Source organism: Ruegeria sp. AN6, assembly GCF_056540425.1.
Genome location: NZ_JBQFWR010000001.1, coordinates 801,725 through 820,529 on the forward strand (window position 1 = coordinate 801,725; position 18,805 = coordinate 820,529).

Genomic DNA, 18,805 nt, shown 5'->3' on the forward strand with positions numbered 1-18,805 from the left:
GTGGCAGATGCGGGCCTGATGGTCACCGCGTCGGTGCTGCCAACGCCGATCATACAAAGTGCAGAAAAAAGCGGAACGGTGGTTAAACTGGGTTGATCTAGGTAAACGGCCACCTTTGGGCTTCCTTCGATTTGCAGCTGTTATTTCGGATCGAACAATTCGATCTGAAATTTATTAGCGCCCAACTGGCAGAGGTGCGCTTTGAGTTCGGACTGGGCATTTCCTTGCGTCTAAGTCCACCAAAGGTGATTGACGTTTAATCTATGCGATTAGCGCGTCTATGCAATGCAAGTTCATCGATCCGAGCCTCGATCAGATTCAGCATTTTAAGATACTCGATGCTCTCTACATCTTTGTAGTTATTCTTGAAATCTTCTTCGGACATGATCTGGGGGATATCTTCGAATCCTATGATGACATCATTTTCCGACCGGATCCCATGTATGAGTTCAGCCCAATCAGGGGCTGGTGTAGACATAAATTTGTTCGACATCCGAATTCCAGAATTATTCGCCGCCAAGTCGGTGAAGTCGAAACCTCCAGACTTAACGGTGTCGTAGAGCTCCTTGAATTCTCCTACTGATACGGCAAAGCCACGGTTGCTTGCAGCTTGCAACGCGGCGGCAGTTGTGAAGTGTCGGCGACTGTCAATGCGTCCATTCAGAGTCAATTCACCACAATCAGCTTTCCAGTTATTGTCCTCAGCAAATTCACTTCCAACCATACCACCAACAATCAAGGTAAAATCTTTCGCGCCACAAATCAGTGTAAGGGCAATAATCGCGGACGTGTAAGCGTTCGCCACACCCTCGGATTGGCTTCCTTCTTGAGCGGCCTCTAGCATAAACAGCAAGTAGGGCAGGTAACTTCCGCTTGTCGGCAGTTCGCCGAGATCCATTGCTGAACGAAACTCCAAATAATAGCGGTCAATGTCTCCTGAGTCGGGCATGTCGGAACCACGCAAGCTTCCAAAAATCCCTCGCATTAATCCGTTACTACCCATTTCGTTCATCGTCAGACGGAAGGCCACGTTGCCATCATGAATATGCATGCTATCCGCGACGTTCAGAACGATATCACCGAACTGCTCTCCCACAATTACATTACCGCCTATTCGCACGACGCTAATTGCGAGACTTGGAGGGACTGTGACGGGCCCTAGTTGAACGCTAGAAAGCGCAAAGGGGCCTTCAAATTCGGGTACAGATGCGCGCAGGTTCATCCATTTGTCAGTGTATGGAACTGGGACTGAGGCAATTCCATAAACGTTCTTACCATCAACACTGAGTTCGCCGCGAAATCCTGGAATGAAGCGCTCTCCTAGCTTTAAGACACTATTGAGTTGACCCTCGTTCGTAGTGAATGAAGCCGTTTCTGATAACTTTGGCTGAATAGCGGACCTCAGGCCTCGTACGAATTCACGCGCTTCTGTCACATCTTTAGGAGAAGGTGGTGCTCCAATTTCAACTAGTGGAGCGTCCTCGACGACGACCAGGACAAACACAATCAAAGCCATCAACACTGCGGCAAATGAAATTATCAATATCTTCAGAAGTCTGCGCAACATGCATAATCCACTCGGCCAACAACACTATTTAAGTATGCAAGCCCTCAAAAGAGAAATCATCTGAAATCGATGAACGTCAACCTGCGAAACGAATTTGGATAATGCAGCCCAAGCGTCGGAAAATGCCAATGCTCAATTGGTCATGAGATTGTCAAACCTGAGACAACAATACTAACATCAATAACCTTCTTCGGATTGCCGCATTATTGACGACTCCCGGCGTCGTATTTCGCAACAGACTTTCGCATTCCTGCATGTGAGCCCCACCCTTTCCGTTCCACTCTGAACCGGAAGGAGGCACCATATGACCAGAACTGCCACTGCCACACGTACCGGAGGGCGCTCTGCCCGTCGCGCCATGCGCACCGCTCCAAACTTCGAGATGCTGCCGGGGCTGACCCGCGGCATTCCGTTATGCGAAGTGATGGACGGCGCACAGGTTGATCGCATCGATGCGGCCTCGATGGATATTCTGGAAAACGTGGGTGTCCAGTTCCGCGACCCCATCGCGCTGGAAGACTGGAAGAATGCTGGTGCCAAGGTCGAAGGCGAGCTCGTCTATCTGGACCGCGGTCTGGTACGTGAGCTGATCGCGACCATTCCGTCAGATTTCACCTACCACGCGCGCGATCCGAAAAAGAACGTTCGACTTGGTGGCAAACACTCGATTTTTGTACCGATGACCGGCGCGCCGTTCCTGCGCGATCTGGACGATGTGCGCCGCAACCCGACGCTGAACGATCTGGCGATGTTCCACAAGCTCAGCCACATGTTACCCGCGCTTCATTCGTCGGCCCATCATATTGTCGAACCCTATGACCACCCGATCAGCCAGCGACATCTGCGGATCACCTATTCGTCGATGAAACACTCGGACAAGACCTTCATGGGCATGACCACCAGTCCCAAGAATGCCGAAGATGTCATGGAGATGTGCGCGATCCTGTTTGGCGAGGAGTTCCTTGAGGATCACCCTGTCACCACCGGCAACTGCAACGGCAACTCCCCGCTGGTCTGGGATGAAACCATGTTAGGGGCAATGCGGGCCTTCTGTCGCCGTAAGCAGCCTGTGCTGTGCTCGCCCTTCGTACTAGGCGGGGCCAACACGCCTGCCAGTGTACCCGCCACCGTGGCGCAGCTGAACGCCGAAGCGCTCAGCGCGTTGGCCTATACGCAGGTGATCCGCAAAGGCGCGCCTGCGATTTACGGGCACTACCTGTCGACTGTATCGATGAAATCTGGTGCACCGATGGCCGGTACGCCCGAGATCAGCCTGATGAACTTCATGATCGGACAGATGGCCCGGTTCTATGACGTACCATGGCGCACTTCGAACACGCTGGGTGGGGCCAAGACGTTTGACGCGCAGGCAGGCTATGAATCTGCAACCACTCTGCAGGCGGTGATCCATTCCGGCGCCAATTACATCTGGCATTCGGCCGGTTGGAACGAGGCCGGGATGCACTGCTCGACCGCAAAGTTCATCGTCGACGCGGAACAATGCGCCATGGCCTATCGCATGGCCGAGGGCCCAAAATGGCACGATTTCGATCAGGCGGTTTCCGCCGTTGGTGATATCGGCCCCGGCGGGCACTATCTGGGGCACCCCCACACGCAGGACAATTTCCAAAGCGCGTTCTTCATGCCCGATATGTTCGACAATAACTCGATCGAGCAATGGCAGGCCGAGGGCTGTGTCGAAATCACCGAACGCGCCCTCAAACACGCCCGCAAGCTGTTGGCTGAGTACCAAGAACCGACGCTCGATATCGCAAAGAACGAAGAGCTGCTGGACTACATCGCACGGCGTGAACGAGAAATTCCAGCAGCCGATGAGTTGAATCAAACATACTGAGATACGCTCCCCTGAAACTCACCCGCCCGAACTATTGGGCGGGTCTTTTCCATTCAGAGACATCGGGAAACACAAAACGTGAGAATTTCTGAAATCCACATCTACGGCCATGATCTACCGGTGAAAAATGGCCCATACACCATGGCCCGCGCCCAGGTCTGGGCTCTGGATACAACTCTGGTCAAACTGGTTGCTGATAATGGTCTAGTCGGATGGGGCGAGACCTGTCCGGTCGGTCCCACCTATGCCGAAGCACATGCGGCAGGCGCACGGGCCGCGCTAGCGCAAATGGCACCAGATCTGCTGGGCGCTAAGGTCTCGCCGCTTGGCTTGCATCGCCAAATGGACGGCCTTTTGAACTGTCATAACTACGCCAAAGCGGCAATTGATATAGCGGCGCACGATCTGTTGGGCAAACACTACGGTGTAAGTGTATCGACCCTGCTGGGAGGTGCTGTAACCGACAAAGTGCCCTCGTATTACGCAACAGGCGTCGGCGCACCGGATGACATCGCCCGATTGTCTGCGGATAAGCAGTCCGAAGGCTATCCTCGCCTGCAGATCAAGGTCGGCGGTCGCCCGGTAGAGCTGGATATCGAAACCATCCGCAAAGTTTGGGAGGTGATCGGTGGCTCTGGCATGCGCCTTGCCGTGGATGGCAACCGTGGCTGGACCACCCGAGATGCGCTGCGTGTCAGCCGCGAATGTCCCGACATTCCCTTCATCATGGAGCAGCCCTGCAACACAATCGAAGATCTGCAGAAAATCCGGCCACAGGTAACTCACGCGATCTACATGGATGAAAACAGCACCAGTCTGAACACCGTCATTACGGCGGCGGGCACCGGGCTGGTCGATGGGTTCGGCATGAAGGTCACCCGTATAGGCGGCCTGCACCATATGCGTGCCTTTCGCGATCTATGCGAGGCCCGCAACCTGCCCCATACATGTGACGATAGCTGGGGCGGCGACATTATCGCAGCGGCCTGCACCCATATCGGTGCTACGGTGAAGACCGAATTGCTCGAAGGTGTATGGCTCGCTGCACCCTATATCGAAGGCAACTATGATCCCGAAAACGGCATCCGGATTGAGGGCGGCCATATTCGCGTTCCGACCGCACCGGGGCTTGGCGCATCACCTGACGAAAGCCGATTTGGCGCGCCAGTCGCATCGTTCTGATTGGGGGCAAACATGGATTTCAATGGAAAAACAGCCCTGGTGACCGGTGCCGCCGGGGGTATCGGAACCTCTCTCGTGCAGCGCCTGCGCGCAGCAGGTGCGCAAGTGGCGGTGGCAGACCGCTCGCTGGAGGGGATCGAAGCAGAAGCGCATCTGCCCGGCGATCTGTTGGATCCGGCCTATGCCGACGGGCTACCCGCCAAAGCCGCACAGGCCCTGGGCGGTCTTGATATCGTGGTCAACAATGCGGGCGTCATTACGCGCGGAGCTGTGACCGAGACTTCGGATGAGGATTGGGCCCTGTCGTTGGGTGTGAATGTCGAGGCGCCGTTCCGCATCTGCCGGGCCGCCATTCCAATCATGGCCGCGGCAGGTGGCGGAACAATCGTAAACACCGCGTCCTGTTGGGGCCTCCGACCCGGCCCGGATCATGCGGTCTACTGCATGACCAAAGCGGCCATCGCCAGTCTCACACAATGCATGGGGCAGGATCACGCGCATCAGGGCATCCGCATAAACGCCGTTTGCCCGAATGAAGTGAACACACCGATGCTGCGCTCCGGCTTTGCAAAACGGGGGTTTGATCCCGATAGTGCCGTTGCCGAGCTTGGAAAATCAGTGCCGTTGGGCCGGATTGCCGAACCCGAGGATATCGCGGACGTGATCCTGTTTCTGGCCTCGGACGCCGCGCGGTACATGTGCGGTGCGTTGGTTGAAGTGAACGGAGGCAAGCCGGTGCTATGAACAGATTTGTCGGAAAAACTGCGCTGGTTACTGGCGGACGCAGCGGCATCGGGCGCGCCATCGCCCAGCGTCTGCGCGACGAAGGGGCCGATGTCTACACCGCTCAACGTGGGCAAGACGACGACTTCCCCTCCTTCCATACGGATTTTTCAGACCCCGACAGCCCCGCACAGATCATCGAGCAGGTCGCGGTCGATGCAGGCCAGCTTGATGTGTTGATCAATAACGCAGGGATGATGCAAGAGGCATCGATCGACGACATGTCTCTGGCGGATTGGCAGCGCAACATCATGGTCAACCTGACCGCCCCTTTCTTGCTGATCCAGGCCGCTCTGCCGCATCTGCGCAAAACTAAGGGAAGCATCGTCAACATCGGCTCGGTCGAAGGGCTGGGCAGCAATCCGGGCCATGCCGCCTATTGCGCCTCAAAGGCCGGGCTGCACGGGCTGACCCGCGCGGTTGCCGTCGACCATGGCGCAGAGGGCATCCGCTGCAATGCGGTTGCTCCGGGCTGGATCGACACCGATCTCAACCTCGATTTCATCGACAGCATGGACGACCCCGCCGTGTTCCGCCGGGATATCGCCCGTATTCATCCCGTAGGCCGCACTGGTGACCCCAAAGAAGTCGCCGCACTGGTCGCGTTTCTGGCTGCTGATGAGGCCGGGTTTGTCACCGGCCAGATTTACACCGTCGATGGCGGGCGGATGGCAAAGCTCAGCCTGCCCTGACCAGCAGGCGGGTTATTCCGCCCCGGATCGCCACTCTTTCCAGCGCAGATACGCATTGGCACCCGCTGATGCGAAGGGCTCGGGTGGCAAGCGCGGCGGCATCGGCTGCGCTAGAAAATGGTCTGAAATCTGGGAGTCTTTCCCCAGCGCAAGCTCTGCTACGCCCATTCCTTGCAACGTGCCGCGGGCGATGCCCAATCCGTTCTGGCAGCAGGCGGCATAGACCCCTTGATCAACCTCACCAAATGCGGCTGAACCATTGCGGCTAAGGCACAACATCCCGGCCCAGCGATGCTCCATCCCCACATCGGGCAGGTTCGGAAACCGTTCTCGGAATTTGCGGTCGTGCACAGCGCCTGCCCGATCCAACTGGCTATCGCTGCTTCGGATATCCGGATGATAGCTGGAACAGGTTCGGATCAGAATACGATCCCCATAGCTGCCCGAAACCCGCCGCACCGAAGTGCCCATCGGATCTGCAGGCGTCACCGACCAGCGCGGCTGCCCGCCCAACTTGGCAATCTGCGCCTCGCTCAACGGTTCGGTCATCGAAGCATAGAGGCAGATATGCATCAGACGCCGCTGGTAGAAACCAAAGCTCTCGATGTGTCCATTATTGGCCAGGATAATGCGGCCGGTCGACACATGCGCCTTTTCGGTTTCGACTTCCCAGCCGCTGCCCTTCTTACTGAACCCAGTCACGGGTGAATTCTCAAACACCCCAATCTGTCCTGCAAGGTACGCGGACAGGGCACGGATGTAAGCAGCGGGCTGAATCATCACGGTTCCCGGCGCAAACAGACCCGAAGTGTAATGCGGACTGCCCGTCAGCGCCTGCATCTGATGCACGTCATACAGCTCGTAAGGCTCACCCAAGCGCGCCAGATGCGCGGCGTAATCGGCGTTGTGCCGATCTCCGGCCACCGTCGCAGCAGCATTGATCTTGCCGCACGGGTCAAACATCTCCAGCGGCAGATCACATTCTTCCGCGACTTGCGTCGCAAAAGAAATGGCCTTCCGATTCAGCGCGATCGTGGCCCGGTCCGCCTCCATCCCATCGCTTGCATAGTTGTCCGAAGCCAGATCATGCGGCAGATCGATCATGAAACCCGAGTTTCGCCCGGCCGAACCTTCGGCAAAGCGCCCGGCCTCCAGCACGACAACCTTCAGACCCGGATCAAGCTGATGCAGTCGCCGGGCCGTCGTCAGCCCGGCAAAACCACCGCCGATGATGGTTACATCTGCGGTCTGGTCTTGCTCAAGCCGGGGCAGCGATTGTTGCGGCGGCAGGATCGCATTCCATCCCGCCGCGCCGGTCTGCCGGGGCAACCGTTTGGCGGCGTAGCTCGTCAATCCACCGCCTCATCTTCGTCATCAGTCAGATCAATCCAAATGGTTTTCAGCTGGGTATACTGATCATGCGCATGGACCGAATTGTCCCGACCACCAAACCCCGATTGCTTGTAACCGCCAAATGGTGTGGTGATGTCACCTTCGCCAAAGCTGTTGACCGTGACGGTTCCCGCCCGGATCGCCCGTGCGCCCCGGATGGCGCGTTTGGCGTTGGCCGTGAAGATCGACGCACACAGGCCATACTCAGTGTCATTAGCAATGCTAATCGCCTCGTCAAAGCCAGAGACTTCGATCACCGACAAGACCGGGCCAAAGATTTCCTCGCGCGCCAGCGTGGCATCGTTTCCGGGCACTTCGATCACCGTGGCCTCGACGAACCCATTCTCCGCCTTGCCACCAATCAGCACGGTTTCGGCCTGATCCAGATAGCCGCACACCTTGGAATAATGCCCTTCACTGACAAGCGCGCCCAACCGAGTTTCAGGGTCCAGCGGGTCGCCGACATTCCAGTGCTTGGCATGATGCGCGATCCGTTCCAGCAATTCTGCCTTCACGTCCTTATGCACGATCAACCGCGAAGAGGCCGAGCAATTCTCGCCCATATTCCAGAACGCGCCATTGACGACATGCGCCGCCACCCGGTCCAGATTTTCCGCATCGTCCATCACGATAGCCGGGTTCTTGCCGCCCATCTCAAGCACCACCTCCTTGGCGTTGCTTTCAGCGGAATAGTTCAGGAACTTCTTGCCCGTCACGGTCGAGCCGGTGAAGGACACCATGTCGATACCCATATGTCGCCCGATGGGTTCACCCACCTCGGCGCCGCCGCCGGGCACCACATTCAGCACACCGCGCGGCAACCCGGCTTCAGACGCCAGCTCCGCCACCTTTAGCGCGGTCAGAGAAGTCTCGGTCGCAGGCTTCACCACAACGGAACAGCCCGCCGCCAATGCTGGCCCGATCTTCCATGCCAGCATCAACAAGGGGAAGTTCCATGGCAGCACCAACCCGACCACACCGATGGGTTCACGCACGACCATGGCGATGTGGTCATCACTGGCCGGTGAAACCTGATCATAAATCTTGTCGATCGCCTCGGCATGCCACTTCAGACAGTGGATCGTCTCGGGCACATCCACGGTTTCGCAGTCATAGATGGTCTTGCCGCTATCGATGCTCTCCATCACCGCCAGTTCCCGCGCGTTGCGGGTGATCAGCTTGCACAGGCGGATCAGAACGTCCTTGCGATCCGATGGGTGCATCTTTGACCAACGCCCATCATCAAACGCTTCACGCGCCTTTTCAACGGCAAAATCCACATCCTCGACACCGCAGGCTGCAATACTGGTCAGCACCGCGCCAGTGGCGGGGTTCACGGTCTCGAACACCTGTCCCGAGATTGCCGGGCGATAGCCGCCATCAATGAACGCGCCCGTCGGCAAATCCAGATGCGCAGCGATGGATTCGTATTCATCTTTCGTCAGCAAGCTCATGCCTCAATCCTCCGCCACGATATCTGCGATTTTGCGTTTCAGAACGCGCGTCACCTGTTCCAGCGCGCGTTTGTCATCTTTGTTCAGGCCTTTAAGGGGCGACCTGACCATCCCCGCATCGATCCCGTTCATCGTGACGCCATGCTTGATCGTCTGGATGAACTTGCCGCCCTGCTCCAGCACCCGCATCAGCGGCATCAGCGCGCTCATGATGCGGCGGCCTTTGGCAAAGTTGCCCTCGATCACGCAGGCCTGATACAGCGCCACGTGCTCGGCGGGCAGAAAATTCGATCCGCCGCAGACCCAGAACGGCGCTCCCCAGGCGAAAAACTCCAGCGCCTGATCGTCCATGCCGCAGCCCAGCTGGATATGCGGATAATCACGCGCCAGTAGGTGTACCCGGTTGATATCGCCCGAGCTTTCCTTGATGCCGCAGAAATTCCGGCTGCGGCCCACACGATCCAGGAACTCTTCCCCCATCATCGTGCCTGTCCTGTGCGGATAGTTGTACAGCATCACCGGCAGATCAGCCGCCTTGTCGATAGCCAGAGCGTTCAGCGCATTCTCACGGTCTGTCGGCACCGAATACGGAGGGCTGGCCAACAGGATCGCATCTGCGCTTAAGTCTCGCGCGCCTGAGGCCAAAGCTACTGAGTCGCCGGTCAGCATCGCCCCCGTTCCCACAACCAGAGGCACCCGCCCCTTCAGCTGTTCATGCGTAAACTGCGCAAGTTGCAGCCGTTCATCAACGGTCTGGGCATAGTTCTCACCGGTCGATCCACCCGAGATCAACCCGTGCACACCCTGTTCGACCAGATAGTCGATCACCACGGCCAGCGCGTCCCAATTCACGCTGCCATCCGCCGCGTAGGGTGTCACCACCGGCGTGTAGATACCCTCAAATCTGAAGATCGGAGTCATGTTTCCCTCATGCAGATGTCTTGCCGGGGACCTGCCCCAGCGGAAAATCCAAACCTTCAGGCATCACGAACAGCTCAATCTGATCGCGTGACAGGGTCCAGTGGTCGTCGGCAAGCTGCGCAGCAGCCGCCTCATCGCCTGCCTCGATGGCAGCGATGATGGCGTCGTGCTGATGACTGGCTTGCGACAGGTTTTCGGTCATCTGCGCGGTCTGCGGGCGATAAAATGTCATCCCGATCCGCGCATGGTCGATCAGCAGCCGATTGAACGATGGGGATAAATAGACATTCCCTGCCATCTCTCCGGTCACTTCGTGAAACCGGGTATTGGCCAGCGTCCGCTCCTCAGCCGAGCCTGTACGCAAGGCCTGCCGAAACGTATCCTGCGCCTCTTTCAACTGATCAATCTGATCAGCCGTCGCATTCGCTGTGGCCAGACGCAGCACCGCGCCATAGATCATCGGCGCAACCAGAAAGAAATCGCGCAACGTGGTATGAGACATCTCGGACACCCGCGCCCCGCGATGGGTGCGCAGGTCCAGATAGCCCTCACCGGCCAACTGTCGGAACACTTCGCGCAACGGCGTGCGCGACAGGCCAAAGGCCTGCGACAGCTGCGCCTCGTCCAGATCCTCTCCGGGGCTCAGGCACAAGGTCAGAACCGACATCTTGAGATGTTCGGCCAACGCCTCTTTCGGTGATCTGTCCTCGCTCTTCATCCTACGCCTTCCATTGCCGTTTTCGAATCGCGTATGCGCATAGTGGTATCTCAAAAAAATACATGTTGTATACAGTTAGTTTTCGTGCAGCATGCCGGTACATTCAGAAACGCCCTGATTCCGGTCCAACCCATGCACAAACCGCAACACTTCACTTTCATACTGGTCGAGGAATTCTCGCACCTCGCCTTCTCATGCGCGGTCGAACCGTTGCGCATTGCCAATTGGGTGGCGGATGAAGAGCTCTACCAATGGTCCTTTCGATCAGAGCACGGAGAGCAGGCGGTTTGCTCCAACGGATCAATAACTCTGGTACATGGCGGGTTGCAGTCCGTGCCCAAATGCGACCAGTTGTTTGTTTTGTCGGGCATTCACATGCGAAATCATGTCACGAAGCCACTGCTGGCCACATTGCGCCGTGAACGCGCGCGTGGGACCAATATCGGCGCGCTGTGTTCTGGTGCTTGGTTGCTGGCCGAAGCCGGGTTTCTGGACGGTATGCAGGCTGCAATTCATTGGGAATATCACGATTCTTTTATGGAGGCTTTTCCCGAAATCAACCTGGTTCGCAGCGTTTTTGTCGCTGACGAAAAACACATGACCGCATCGGGCGGCACGGCCACTGCCGATCTGATGCTGCACCTGATCGAACGGGATCACGGCCACGACATGTCCGTCGCCGTTGCCGATCAGATGGTCTATAACGCCGTGCGCAATGCCACCGCTGATCAGCGCGTATCACTGCAATCACGCAACGGGATGCGCAATGCGCATTTGGCCAAGGCGATCAACATCATGACCGAAAACATCCAAAGCCCGCTGTCGCCATCAGTCATTGCCGCCGATATCGGCATTTCGACCCGGCAACTCGAACGCTTGTTCGGAAAATTCCTGAACACTTCGCCCAAGAAATATTTCATGGAATTGCGCCTAGAACGGGCGCGTAACCTGCTTTTGCAGACCGAGTCCTCAGTGACCGAGGTCGCCTTTGCCTGCGGGTTCGAAAGCGCCGGTCACTTCTCGCGCGTCTATCGTGCGACCTTTGGGATCACGCCCATGCAACAGCGTAGCAGGCTAGATTGATCAACACTGTGACTGGACAGCACCCCCTGCTTGCGATTATCTGAACAAGTGTTCAGATCAAGATGAGGCCCTTCATGCAACTCTCAACCACAGCTGCAGTCATCACCGGCGGAGCGTCCGGCCTGGGTGAAGCCACAGCCCGTCATTTTGCCAAGAGCGGCGCACAAGTAACTATCCTTGATCGTGATGCCGAGTGCGGCCCTCAGGTCGCGGCTGAGATTGGTGGGTATTTTGCACAGACCGATGTGACGGATGAGGCCTCGGTCGCTGCGGCCATTGCGCAGGCGAAGGACAAGATGGGTCGCATCACCGCGGCGGTGAACTGCGCCGGTATCGCGATCGGAGCCAAAACCGTCGGCAAAGACGGCCCCCATCCCCTGGACGCCTTCCAGCGAACCATCGACATCAATCTGGTCGGCACTTTCAACGCCTCACGCCTTGCCGCCGCCGAAATGGCAAAGAACGATCCCGAACCGGACGGCGCACGCGGCGTGATCATCAACACCGCCTCTATCGCCGCCTTTGACGGGCAAAAGGGTCAGGCCGCTTATGCGGCCTCGAAAGGCGGAGTGGTCGGCATGACCCTGCCCATGGCCCGCGATCTGGCATCCACTGGCATCCGCGTGATGGCCATCGCACCGGGTATTTTCATGACGCCCATGCTGGCTGGCCTGCCCGAAGAGGTGCAGCAGCAACTTGCAGCGGACGTCCCCAACCCTGCCCGCCTTGGCGATCCCCTTGAATACGGGCGGCTGGCCGGGTTTATCGTCGAGATGGGCTACCTTAACGGAGAGGTTATCCGCATCGACGGTGCCCTCCGGATGAGGTAAATCAATGCCATGACCGAGCGGCAGAAAATGGAGGCAGGCGACTGGTATCGCTGCCTTGATCCGGAACTCGATGCGTTGCGTGCCACCGCGCGCCGTGCTGTCCATGCCCATAACACTTGCCCGCCAGATGAAAGGGGCTATTTGGCTCCGGAACTTGCGGCGCTATTTACCCATATCGGTCAGGATTGCTTTGTCGAGGCACCATTCCATTGCGCCTACGGAATAAACCTGTCTCTGGGTAGTCGGGTTTATCTGAACGCTGGCTGTGTCGTTCTCGACACCGCGCCCGTTCACATCGGCAATGATACGATGCTTGGTCCCACGGTACAGATCTACTGCGCCGAGCACGCGAAAGACCCCGCCTTACGCGCGCAAGGTCTGGAACTCGCCCACCCTGTGACAATAGGCGAGAATGTCTGGATCGGCGGTGGCGCCATCATCATGCCCGGCGTCACAATCGGAGACCGCGCCATCATTGGCGCCGGCAGTATCGTCACGAAAGACGTCCCACCAAGGGCGACCGTTGTCGGCAACCCAGCCCGCGCGATCTGACCTCACGAATGACCGCAAGCCATATGCCGAATACCTTGCACTTCTTCTTTTTCGTAGGCCCGGACCACAGAAAAACAATGAGCCGTGTCAAACACTTCTACGCCTGATTGAATCTGTTTTGCTTTCTTTAGAGGTGTCACCTTTGCGGACAAAGCGTCCGTTTAGCCAAGATTGCTTTGCTGGTATGTTTCACACATTCGGCAGGTATTGATCAAGCAGAGCGTCCACGAGACCTTCTTGCAAGCGGTATCCTTTCTGCTGGTCTACTCGCAGAATGTCTTCCAATATCACAAACTGTTCCATGCCTGTTGTCATGGCCAAACGTAGAGTCAAGTCTTCGTAATCACTCGGTTTCATCGAACGGCGGACAGGTTCTAGGGCCTCGCCAAATGCTATCACTCTTCTGGCGCCGCGCATTTTGACAGTACCGTCCTGAAGTGATGCCTTTAGCGATTCAGCCAAAAACTGACGGAAGTAAGCCTCATGTTCGCGCGAGAAATCCAAATAGTAGCGCGCCACCGCGTGCACACGGCTTCGCACATCCTCAAGTCCTTCCAGCAATCCTGCAGTTGGAGTCACCTCTATGTCGAGGGTCGCATCCAAGGCCAAAACATTGGGGTCTGAGAAGTACCGGTACACTGTCGCGCGGCCAGTTTTCGCTCGCTCTGCGACTCTGGCAAGCGTCACGTTTTCTCCTTCGGACATAAGCTCACGTGCTGCCGACAGCAAGGCCTCTCTTGTTCTGTTCTTTTGATTGGTGCGAGGAGCCAAATCGCGCGTTCCTTAATGATACACTTGTCTCATGAGTAGATATATGTATCATAATGATGCATTCATCGAAGTAAAGGGAGCCGTTGAAATGACAGAGTCTCGTCCACGCACATATCACCTACTTGGTAATCTTCTGACGTTTCACGCGTTTCCTGCTGAAACCGGAGATCGCTGTACCATCGTCGAAATAAAGACCGCCCCGGGAGCGGGTGCGCCTCCCAATCATCATGCTGGCGAAGACGAGAGTTTCTATGTGCTCGAAGGAGAGTTTGAATTTTTCCTGAACGGCGAAACGAGTAAGGTAAGCATCGGTGATTTCGTGAAAGTCCCGGACGGCGCCGTGCATGCGTTTACCTGTATTGGACAAAGCCCAGGTCGCCTGTTATGCGTCAATGCCCCAGGAGCAATGCACGATACATTCTTCACCGAAGCGGGTGAAGCAATGCCAGACGGCACCACAGACATTCCTGCTCCTGACGGACCACCCGACATTCCGGCCATTATGGCGGTGGCCGAAAAGACAGGTATGACAATTTTGGCGCCACAAGGTGCGCCTGCCTGAACTTCATTTTTGAAACGGGAGCCCGCAAATTAGCGTTTCTGTTACGAGTTAGAGAAATGTGCTAAACCTGACACCCGGGACCAAACTGACATCGACCGCAAAGGGCTCAAAGCGGTTAATAAATCGTGTTCAATCCAGAAGCTCGGGTTTTGTACAACTCGGAGGATTTACCCATTTGACGGTGTTCAACTCGGACTCAACCGGATTCAGCCTTTTCTTCCAGCATCAGCCACTCTTCCTCGGCTGCTGACAGTTTTTCCTGTCGTTCGACCAAGGCGTCTGTCGCTTTCTGAAACTTGACCGGTTCGCGGGTGAACAGCTCGGGGTCCGACATCAGTTCCTCAAGCTTGGCGATCTCGGCCTCAAGGCGCGCGATCTCGGCAGGTAGCTTCTCTAGCCGGTGCTTTTCCGAGAACGAGAGGCCGTGTTTTGGCTTTGCCTCTTGCTTCACCTTCGGCTTTGAAAATTTTGTTTTATCTTCTTTTTTCTGAGCTATCTCTCCACGTTGCGCGATGTAGTCGGACCACCCTCCGGCGTAAACGGTTGCGCGCCCATAGCCCTCCATCGCGATGGTTGTGGTCGCAACCCGATCCAGAAAATCCCGATCATGGCTGACCAGCAACACAGTGCCATCATAGTCGTCCAGCAGTTCCTGCAGCAGATCCAGCGTTTCAACATCCAGATCATTCGTCGGTTCGTCCAGCACCAGAAGGTTTGAAGATTTTGCCATCAGCTTGGCCAACAACAACCGCGCTTTTTCCCCACCAGACAAGGACTTAACAGCCGCTCTTGCCTGTGCGTCATCGAACAGAAACTCTTTGAGATAGCCCACCACATGCTTGGGCTGCCCTCCCACCATCACCTGATCGGCCTTGCCAGACACCCGCATCTCAGGATCGCCGGTCAAGCTGTCCCACAAGCTCATTTCCGGATCCAACTGCGCACGCGCCTGATCAAATACAGCGATCTCAAGATTGGTGCCCTGCACCACAGATCCTTCATCAGGATCGACCTGACCCAGTAGCATTTTCAGCAGCGTTGTCTTACCCACACCGTTGGGGCCGACAAAGGCCACACGGTCACCACGCTGCACCAGAAGATCAAAGTTGCGCACGATCTGCTGAGATCCAAATGCCTTTGAAACGCCAGTGGCTTCGATGACCTTACGCCCGGATTTTGGACCAGATTCCAAAGCCATAGCGGCAGAACCCTGACGTTTGATCTGCGCTGCCCGCTCGGCTCGCAATGCCTGCAGCGCCCGCACCCGGCCCTGATTGCGCTTACGGCGCGCGCTGATACCTTCAACAGCCCATCGCGCCTCGGACTTGATCAAGCGGTTCAACTTGTGGCGCTGTTGATCTTCTTCTTCCCAGACCTTGTCGCGCCAGCTTTCAAAAGCCTCAAACCCCTGCTCCTGCCGCCGTACAACCCCGCGATCAATCCACAGAGTCGCGCGGGTCAATGCACGCAGGAAGGCCCGGTCATGCGAAATCAGAACGTAAGCCGCACGGGTCGATCCCAACTCACGTTCAAGCCATGCGATCGCTTCGATATCCAAATGGTTCGTTGGCTCGTCCAGCAGCATCAGGTCTGGTGCCTCGGCCATTAGCTTTGCCAATGCCGCCCGCCGTCTTTCCCCGCCAGACGCAGTTTCAACCGGACGGGCGGGATCGAATTTTAAGCCTTCGCCAGCGCGTTCGACCTTATAGAGCTCGCCGGGCTCCAACCCGCTTGAGGCATAGTCACCAAGCGTCGAGAACCCCTGCATATCGGGATCCTGCTCCATGTAACCCACAGATTTACCCGGGGGGATGACAATATCGCCCTGATCGGCCTCAACCAATCCGGCCATTACTTTCATCAGGGTAGATTTACCTGATCCATTACGTCCGACCAGCGCAACGCGATCACCGGGCTGAATCACAAGGTCCAGACCGGAAAACACCGGATCCCCCCCGAAGGTCAGAGAGATACCGGACATCTGCAACAAAGGAATTCTCGCCATGCCCGCCAGCTAAACTGGCTGGGGCAAGGCGTCAACGCCCCTGTTTCACCTTTTGAATAATACCCATCTCACCCGGCCACGGCCCGCAGCAGGCGTTTGCGCGCAGCTGGAATTGCGCTGATTTCAAGTCCTGTGAACACATGCAACGTGTTCATCTGGCGATCCACGACCGCATGATCACTGACCCACCCCCCCATTATCAGATAAGTGCGCAGCAATGGCGGCATGCGCAGCATCGCCAGTTTTGCATTTGGTCTGCGACGCAACCGTGTGGCAAACCGAAAAACATCGGGCGCCTTGACCCTTGGCAACCACCGTTTTGGGGCCAAATGCTTGTCTTTGAGCATGGCAAAAGCATCCAGATACTCAACCGTCTCAGTCCCCGCAAAGGACGAGCAGCCAAAAAGCATCTCGACCCCGTTCTGGTCGACATATGCCGTCATTGCCCCCCAGGCGACACGCAAGATATCCGGATCGTGCCGGTCAGGATGAATACAGAAACGACCCATCTCGACCATTGGCCCCGTAAAGCCACGCAGCGCTGACAGGTCATAGAACTGAGCCGAATAACTGCGCCCTACTTCGTCACCGTCCTGCATCGTCAGCATACGGAAGCAGCATACCAACTCTCCATTGGAGCGCATGTCCTCGATCAGCACGTGATTGCAGTGCTCATCAAAAACATCGCAATCCTGATCCTCGGTCGCGAAGGCCAGCGTCCGCAGCTTCTGTGCCTCGGCCACATCACACGCGGTTTGTGCTAAGCGCGCTTGATAACGGCCCTTCTCCAACAAAACAGCCATGGTCGCATCCTCCTGCGGTGGCTGACCGGTCAATCATCTGAAACACTTATATAGTGCATGTGACCGTCATATGACCGCCACACCGCCCCTACACAGCTTAGTTACTGACTGACCCCCGGAATGTTCGCCGGATTGAAGTTGCCGATATTACCAAGAAGCTGACGCAGGAAGCCTTTGTCCTCAACATTGGAATCGGTCACACGGCGGTCGAGGACAATGACATAGCCATCTTCCAGACCAAACCGCTCGATATTGCGGACGACACCGCGTTGGTCGAAGCTGATTGCGACCAACTGGCGCGAAACGACCTCGGGCTTTTTCGGTCCATAGTGACGAATTCGAGACGCGACGTAGTAATAACCCGAATCCCGTACAACGCCAGATGCCGTTGGCGCACCGATCGTTTCTTCGACGCTTTCACGCGTGTCGACGCCGACCTTGATCTTGGCCAGATCCTCCGTCGGCGGCACATAGCCGTGATTCTTGAAGATCGGCGAACACGCGCCTGCAACTGCCAAACAGACAGCAAAGACAAGCGTTCTCGATGCTGGTTTCAGCCTGTTCACACCCTTCAACATTGACACCCTCTTGCCATGGCCCCTTGCGGACCCTATCCGATTACAGAAACCGGCGCTCCGGTTCAACACAGGAAAGACTCAACTATGAGCAACCAAACATCATTGCGGGTGGCTGACCTGCCCCAGAACGCTGCAACCCCGTTTGAACTGCGCCCAGATAGCGACACGCTTGAACCGATCAAACGGGAGCTCGGCCTGCTGGGGCTGCGCAAGTTGAGCTTTGTCGGGCAGCTAAGCGCCCAGGGCAAACGTGACTGGGTTCTGAAAGGTAAACTTGGTGCGACGGTGATCCAACCCTGCGTCGTAACGCTTGAACCCGTGACAACCCGGATCGACACGCCAGTCACTCGCGTGTTTCTGGCGGATTGGACCGATCCGGACGAGCCCGAATTCGAAATCCCAGAAGATGACGAGACCGAACCATTGGGCGCTGAAATTGATCCGGCGCAGGTTATGATCGAAGCGTTATCACTTGCGTTGCCGCAATATCCCCGCAAGGACGGTGCCGAACTTGAGCAAGCCGACTATACTGAGCCCGGAAAACAAGCGATGACCGACGAGGATGTCAAACCCTTTGCGGGGCTGGCTGACCTGCGGGATGCGATGAAAAAAGACGAGTGACAGGCAAGGGATTTCCTGTCATAGCAGGCGGCCAGAAAAACCGCTTGAACATGACGAGAATCGCAGTATTTTCGCGCGCTCATTGGAATTTGGGTTGGACATTGCGGGGCAAGCCCCTTAAACGCGCGTCAAACCACGAGAAAACAAAGTACGTAACCCGGCTGACAGCGAATCTATCAGCCCATATCAGACAAAGGTTGAGACCATGGCCGTCCAACAGAACAAAGTTTCCAAGTCGCGTCGCAACAACCGCCGCGCACACGACGCTCTGGTTGCTGCAAACCCGAACGAATGCCCGAACTGCGGCGAGCTGAAGCGCCCGCACCATGTTTGCGCATCTTGCGGTCACTATGACGATCGTGAAGTCGTCGCTCAGGCCGACGAAATCGACCTGGACGAAGACGCGGCCTAAGCCTGATTGGACGCAGGCCAAGGC

Annotated in this window: 19 protein-coding genes; 10 read left to right on the forward strand and 9 right to left on the reverse strand. The window is 56.7% G+C overall.

Annotated elements, in window-relative coordinates:
- Positions 1-256: 256 nt before the first annotated feature.
- Positions 257-1,567 (reverse strand): YfiM family lipoprotein, encoded by a 1,311-nt coding sequence (locus ACR0MQ_RS03955; protein ID WP_480606066.1) that lies wholly within the window; start codon positions 1,565-1,567, stop codon positions 257-259.
- Positions 1,568-1,871: 304 nt separating this feature from the next.
- On the opposite strand from ACR0MQ_RS03955, the gene ACR0MQ_RS03960 reads away from it, so the two are divergent.
- From ACR0MQ_RS03960 to ACR0MQ_RS03975, 4 genes are all read left to right on the forward strand, one after another.
- Positions 1,872-3,422: a trimethylamine methyltransferase family protein gene (locus ACR0MQ_RS03960; protein ID WP_480606068.1), complete on the forward strand. Its 1,551-nt coding sequence runs from the start codon at positions 1,872-1,874 to the stop codon at positions 3,420-3,422.
- 78 nt (positions 3,423-3,500) lie between these two features.
- The gene (locus ACR0MQ_RS03965) at positions 3,501-4,604 is read left to right on the forward strand and encodes a mandelate racemase/muconate lactonizing enzyme family protein (protein ID WP_480606071.1); all 1,104 of its coding nucleotides are present in this window, start codon (positions 3,501-3,503) and stop codon (positions 4,602-4,604) included.
- Between the two features lie 12 nt (positions 4,605-4,616).
- Entirely contained in the window at positions 4,617-5,348 is a 732-nt protein-coding gene (locus ACR0MQ_RS03970; protein WP_480606075.1) for an SDR family NAD(P)-dependent oxidoreductase, read from the forward strand.
- On the forward strand, positions 5,345-6,079 hold the full coding sequence (locus ACR0MQ_RS03975; protein ID WP_480606078.1) for an SDR family NAD(P)-dependent oxidoreductase: 735 nt from the start codon (positions 5,345-5,347) through the stop codon (positions 6,077-6,079). Before ACR0MQ_RS03970 ends, ACR0MQ_RS03975 begins: the two co-directional genes overlap by 4 nt.
- A gap of 12 nt (positions 6,080-6,091) precedes the next feature.
- Here ACR0MQ_RS03975 and ACR0MQ_RS03980 read toward each other — a convergent pair whose 3' ends face one another.
- Genes ACR0MQ_RS03980 through ACR0MQ_RS03995 form a run of 4 tightly spaced genes read right to left on the reverse strand, consistent with a single transcriptional unit; the run spans position 6,092 to position 10,564 of the window.
- A complete protein-coding gene (locus ACR0MQ_RS03980; protein ID WP_480606081.1) occupies positions 6,092-7,432 on the reverse strand; it encodes an NAD(P)/FAD-dependent oxidoreductase in 1,341 nt (446 codons plus the stop codon).
- Complete coding sequence (locus tag ACR0MQ_RS03985) at positions 7,429-8,925, reverse strand: aldehyde dehydrogenase (protein WP_480606083.1); 1,497 nt, start codon at positions 8,923-8,925, stop codon at positions 7,429-7,431. Before ACR0MQ_RS03985 ends, ACR0MQ_RS03980 begins: the two co-directional genes overlap by 4 nt.
- Before the next feature lie 3 nt (positions 8,926-8,928).
- The gene (locus ACR0MQ_RS03990; protein ID WP_170773866.1) at positions 8,929-9,846 is read right to left on the reverse strand and encodes a dihydrodipicolinate synthase family protein; all 918 of its coding nucleotides are present in this window, start codon (positions 9,844-9,846) and stop codon (positions 8,929-8,931) included.
- Between the two features lie 7 nt (positions 9,847-9,853).
- On the reverse strand, positions 9,854-10,564 hold the full coding sequence (locus tag ACR0MQ_RS03995; RefSeq protein WP_480606086.1) for a GntR family transcriptional regulator: 711 nt from the start codon (positions 10,562-10,564) through the stop codon (positions 9,854-9,856).
- A 132-nt stretch (positions 10,565-10,696) separates the two neighbouring features.
- Between ACR0MQ_RS03995 and ACR0MQ_RS04000 the strand changes: the two genes are divergently transcribed.
- The 3 genes from ACR0MQ_RS04000 (at position 10,697) to ACR0MQ_RS04010 (ending at position 13,029) form a co-directional block, all read left to right on the forward strand.
- Complete coding sequence (locus tag ACR0MQ_RS04000) at positions 10,697-11,647, forward strand: GlxA family transcriptional regulator (RefSeq protein WP_170773861.1); 951 nt, start codon at positions 10,697-10,699, stop codon at positions 11,645-11,647.
- Positions 11,648-11,721: 74 nt separating this feature from the next.
- On the forward strand, positions 11,722-12,477 hold the full coding sequence (locus ACR0MQ_RS04005; RefSeq protein ID WP_480606090.1) for an SDR family NAD(P)-dependent oxidoreductase: 756 nt from the start codon (positions 11,722-11,724) through the stop codon (positions 12,475-12,477).
- A gap of 9 nt (positions 12,478-12,486) precedes the next feature.
- Positions 12,487-13,029 (forward strand): sugar O-acetyltransferase, encoded by a 543-nt coding sequence (locus ACR0MQ_RS04010; protein ID WP_170540296.1) that lies wholly within the window; start codon positions 12,487-12,489, stop codon positions 13,027-13,029.
- Positions 13,030-13,218: 189 nt separating this feature from the next.
- Here the strand turns inward: ACR0MQ_RS04010 and ACR0MQ_RS04015 are convergent, their stop codons facing one another.
- Complete coding sequence (locus tag ACR0MQ_RS04015) at positions 13,219-13,758, reverse strand: TetR/AcrR family transcriptional regulator (RefSeq protein WP_170773855.1); 540 nt, start codon at positions 13,756-13,758, stop codon at positions 13,219-13,221.
- A 130-nt stretch (positions 13,759-13,888) separates the two neighbouring features.
- On the opposite strand from ACR0MQ_RS04015, the gene ACR0MQ_RS04020 reads away from it, so the two are divergent.
- The gene (locus tag ACR0MQ_RS04020) at positions 13,889-14,362 is read left to right on the forward strand and encodes a cupin domain-containing protein (protein WP_480606094.1); all 474 of its coding nucleotides are present in this window, start codon (positions 13,889-13,891) and stop codon (positions 14,360-14,362) included.
- 196 nt (positions 14,363-14,558) lie between these two features.
- Here the strand turns inward: ACR0MQ_RS04020 and ACR0MQ_RS04025 are convergent, their stop codons facing one another.
- From ACR0MQ_RS04025 to ACR0MQ_RS04035, 3 genes are all read right to left on the reverse strand, one after another.
- Positions 14,559-16,367, reverse strand: coding sequence for an ABC-F family ATP-binding cassette domain-containing protein (locus ACR0MQ_RS04025; RefSeq protein ID WP_480606097.1), 1,809 nt, complete (start codon positions 16,365-16,367; stop codon positions 14,559-14,561).
- Positions 16,368-16,435: 68 nt separating this feature from the next.
- Positions 16,436-17,170, reverse strand: coding sequence for a GNAT family N-acetyltransferase (locus ACR0MQ_RS04030; RefSeq protein ID WP_480606100.1), 735 nt, complete (start codon positions 17,168-17,170; stop codon positions 16,436-16,438).
- A gap of 101 nt (positions 17,171-17,271) precedes the next feature.
- Positions 17,272-17,748 (reverse strand): outer membrane protein assembly factor BamE, encoded by a 477-nt coding sequence (locus ACR0MQ_RS04035; RefSeq protein ID WP_010440559.1) that lies wholly within the window; start codon positions 17,746-17,748, stop codon positions 17,272-17,274.
- An 84-nt stretch (positions 17,749-17,832) separates the two neighbouring features.
- On the opposite strand from ACR0MQ_RS04035, the gene ACR0MQ_RS04040 reads away from it, so the two are divergent.
- Positions 17,833-18,369, forward strand: coding sequence for a YceD family protein (locus ACR0MQ_RS04040; protein ID WP_480606103.1), 537 nt, complete (start codon positions 17,833-17,835; stop codon positions 18,367-18,369).
- Positions 18,370-18,574: 205 nt separating this feature from the next.
- The gene (gene rpmF / locus ACR0MQ_RS04045) at positions 18,575-18,781 is read left to right on the forward strand and encodes a 50S ribosomal protein L32 (protein WP_008756996.1); all 207 of its coding nucleotides are present in this window, start codon (positions 18,575-18,577) and stop codon (positions 18,779-18,781) included.
- Positions 18,782-18,805 lie beyond the last annotated feature (24 nt).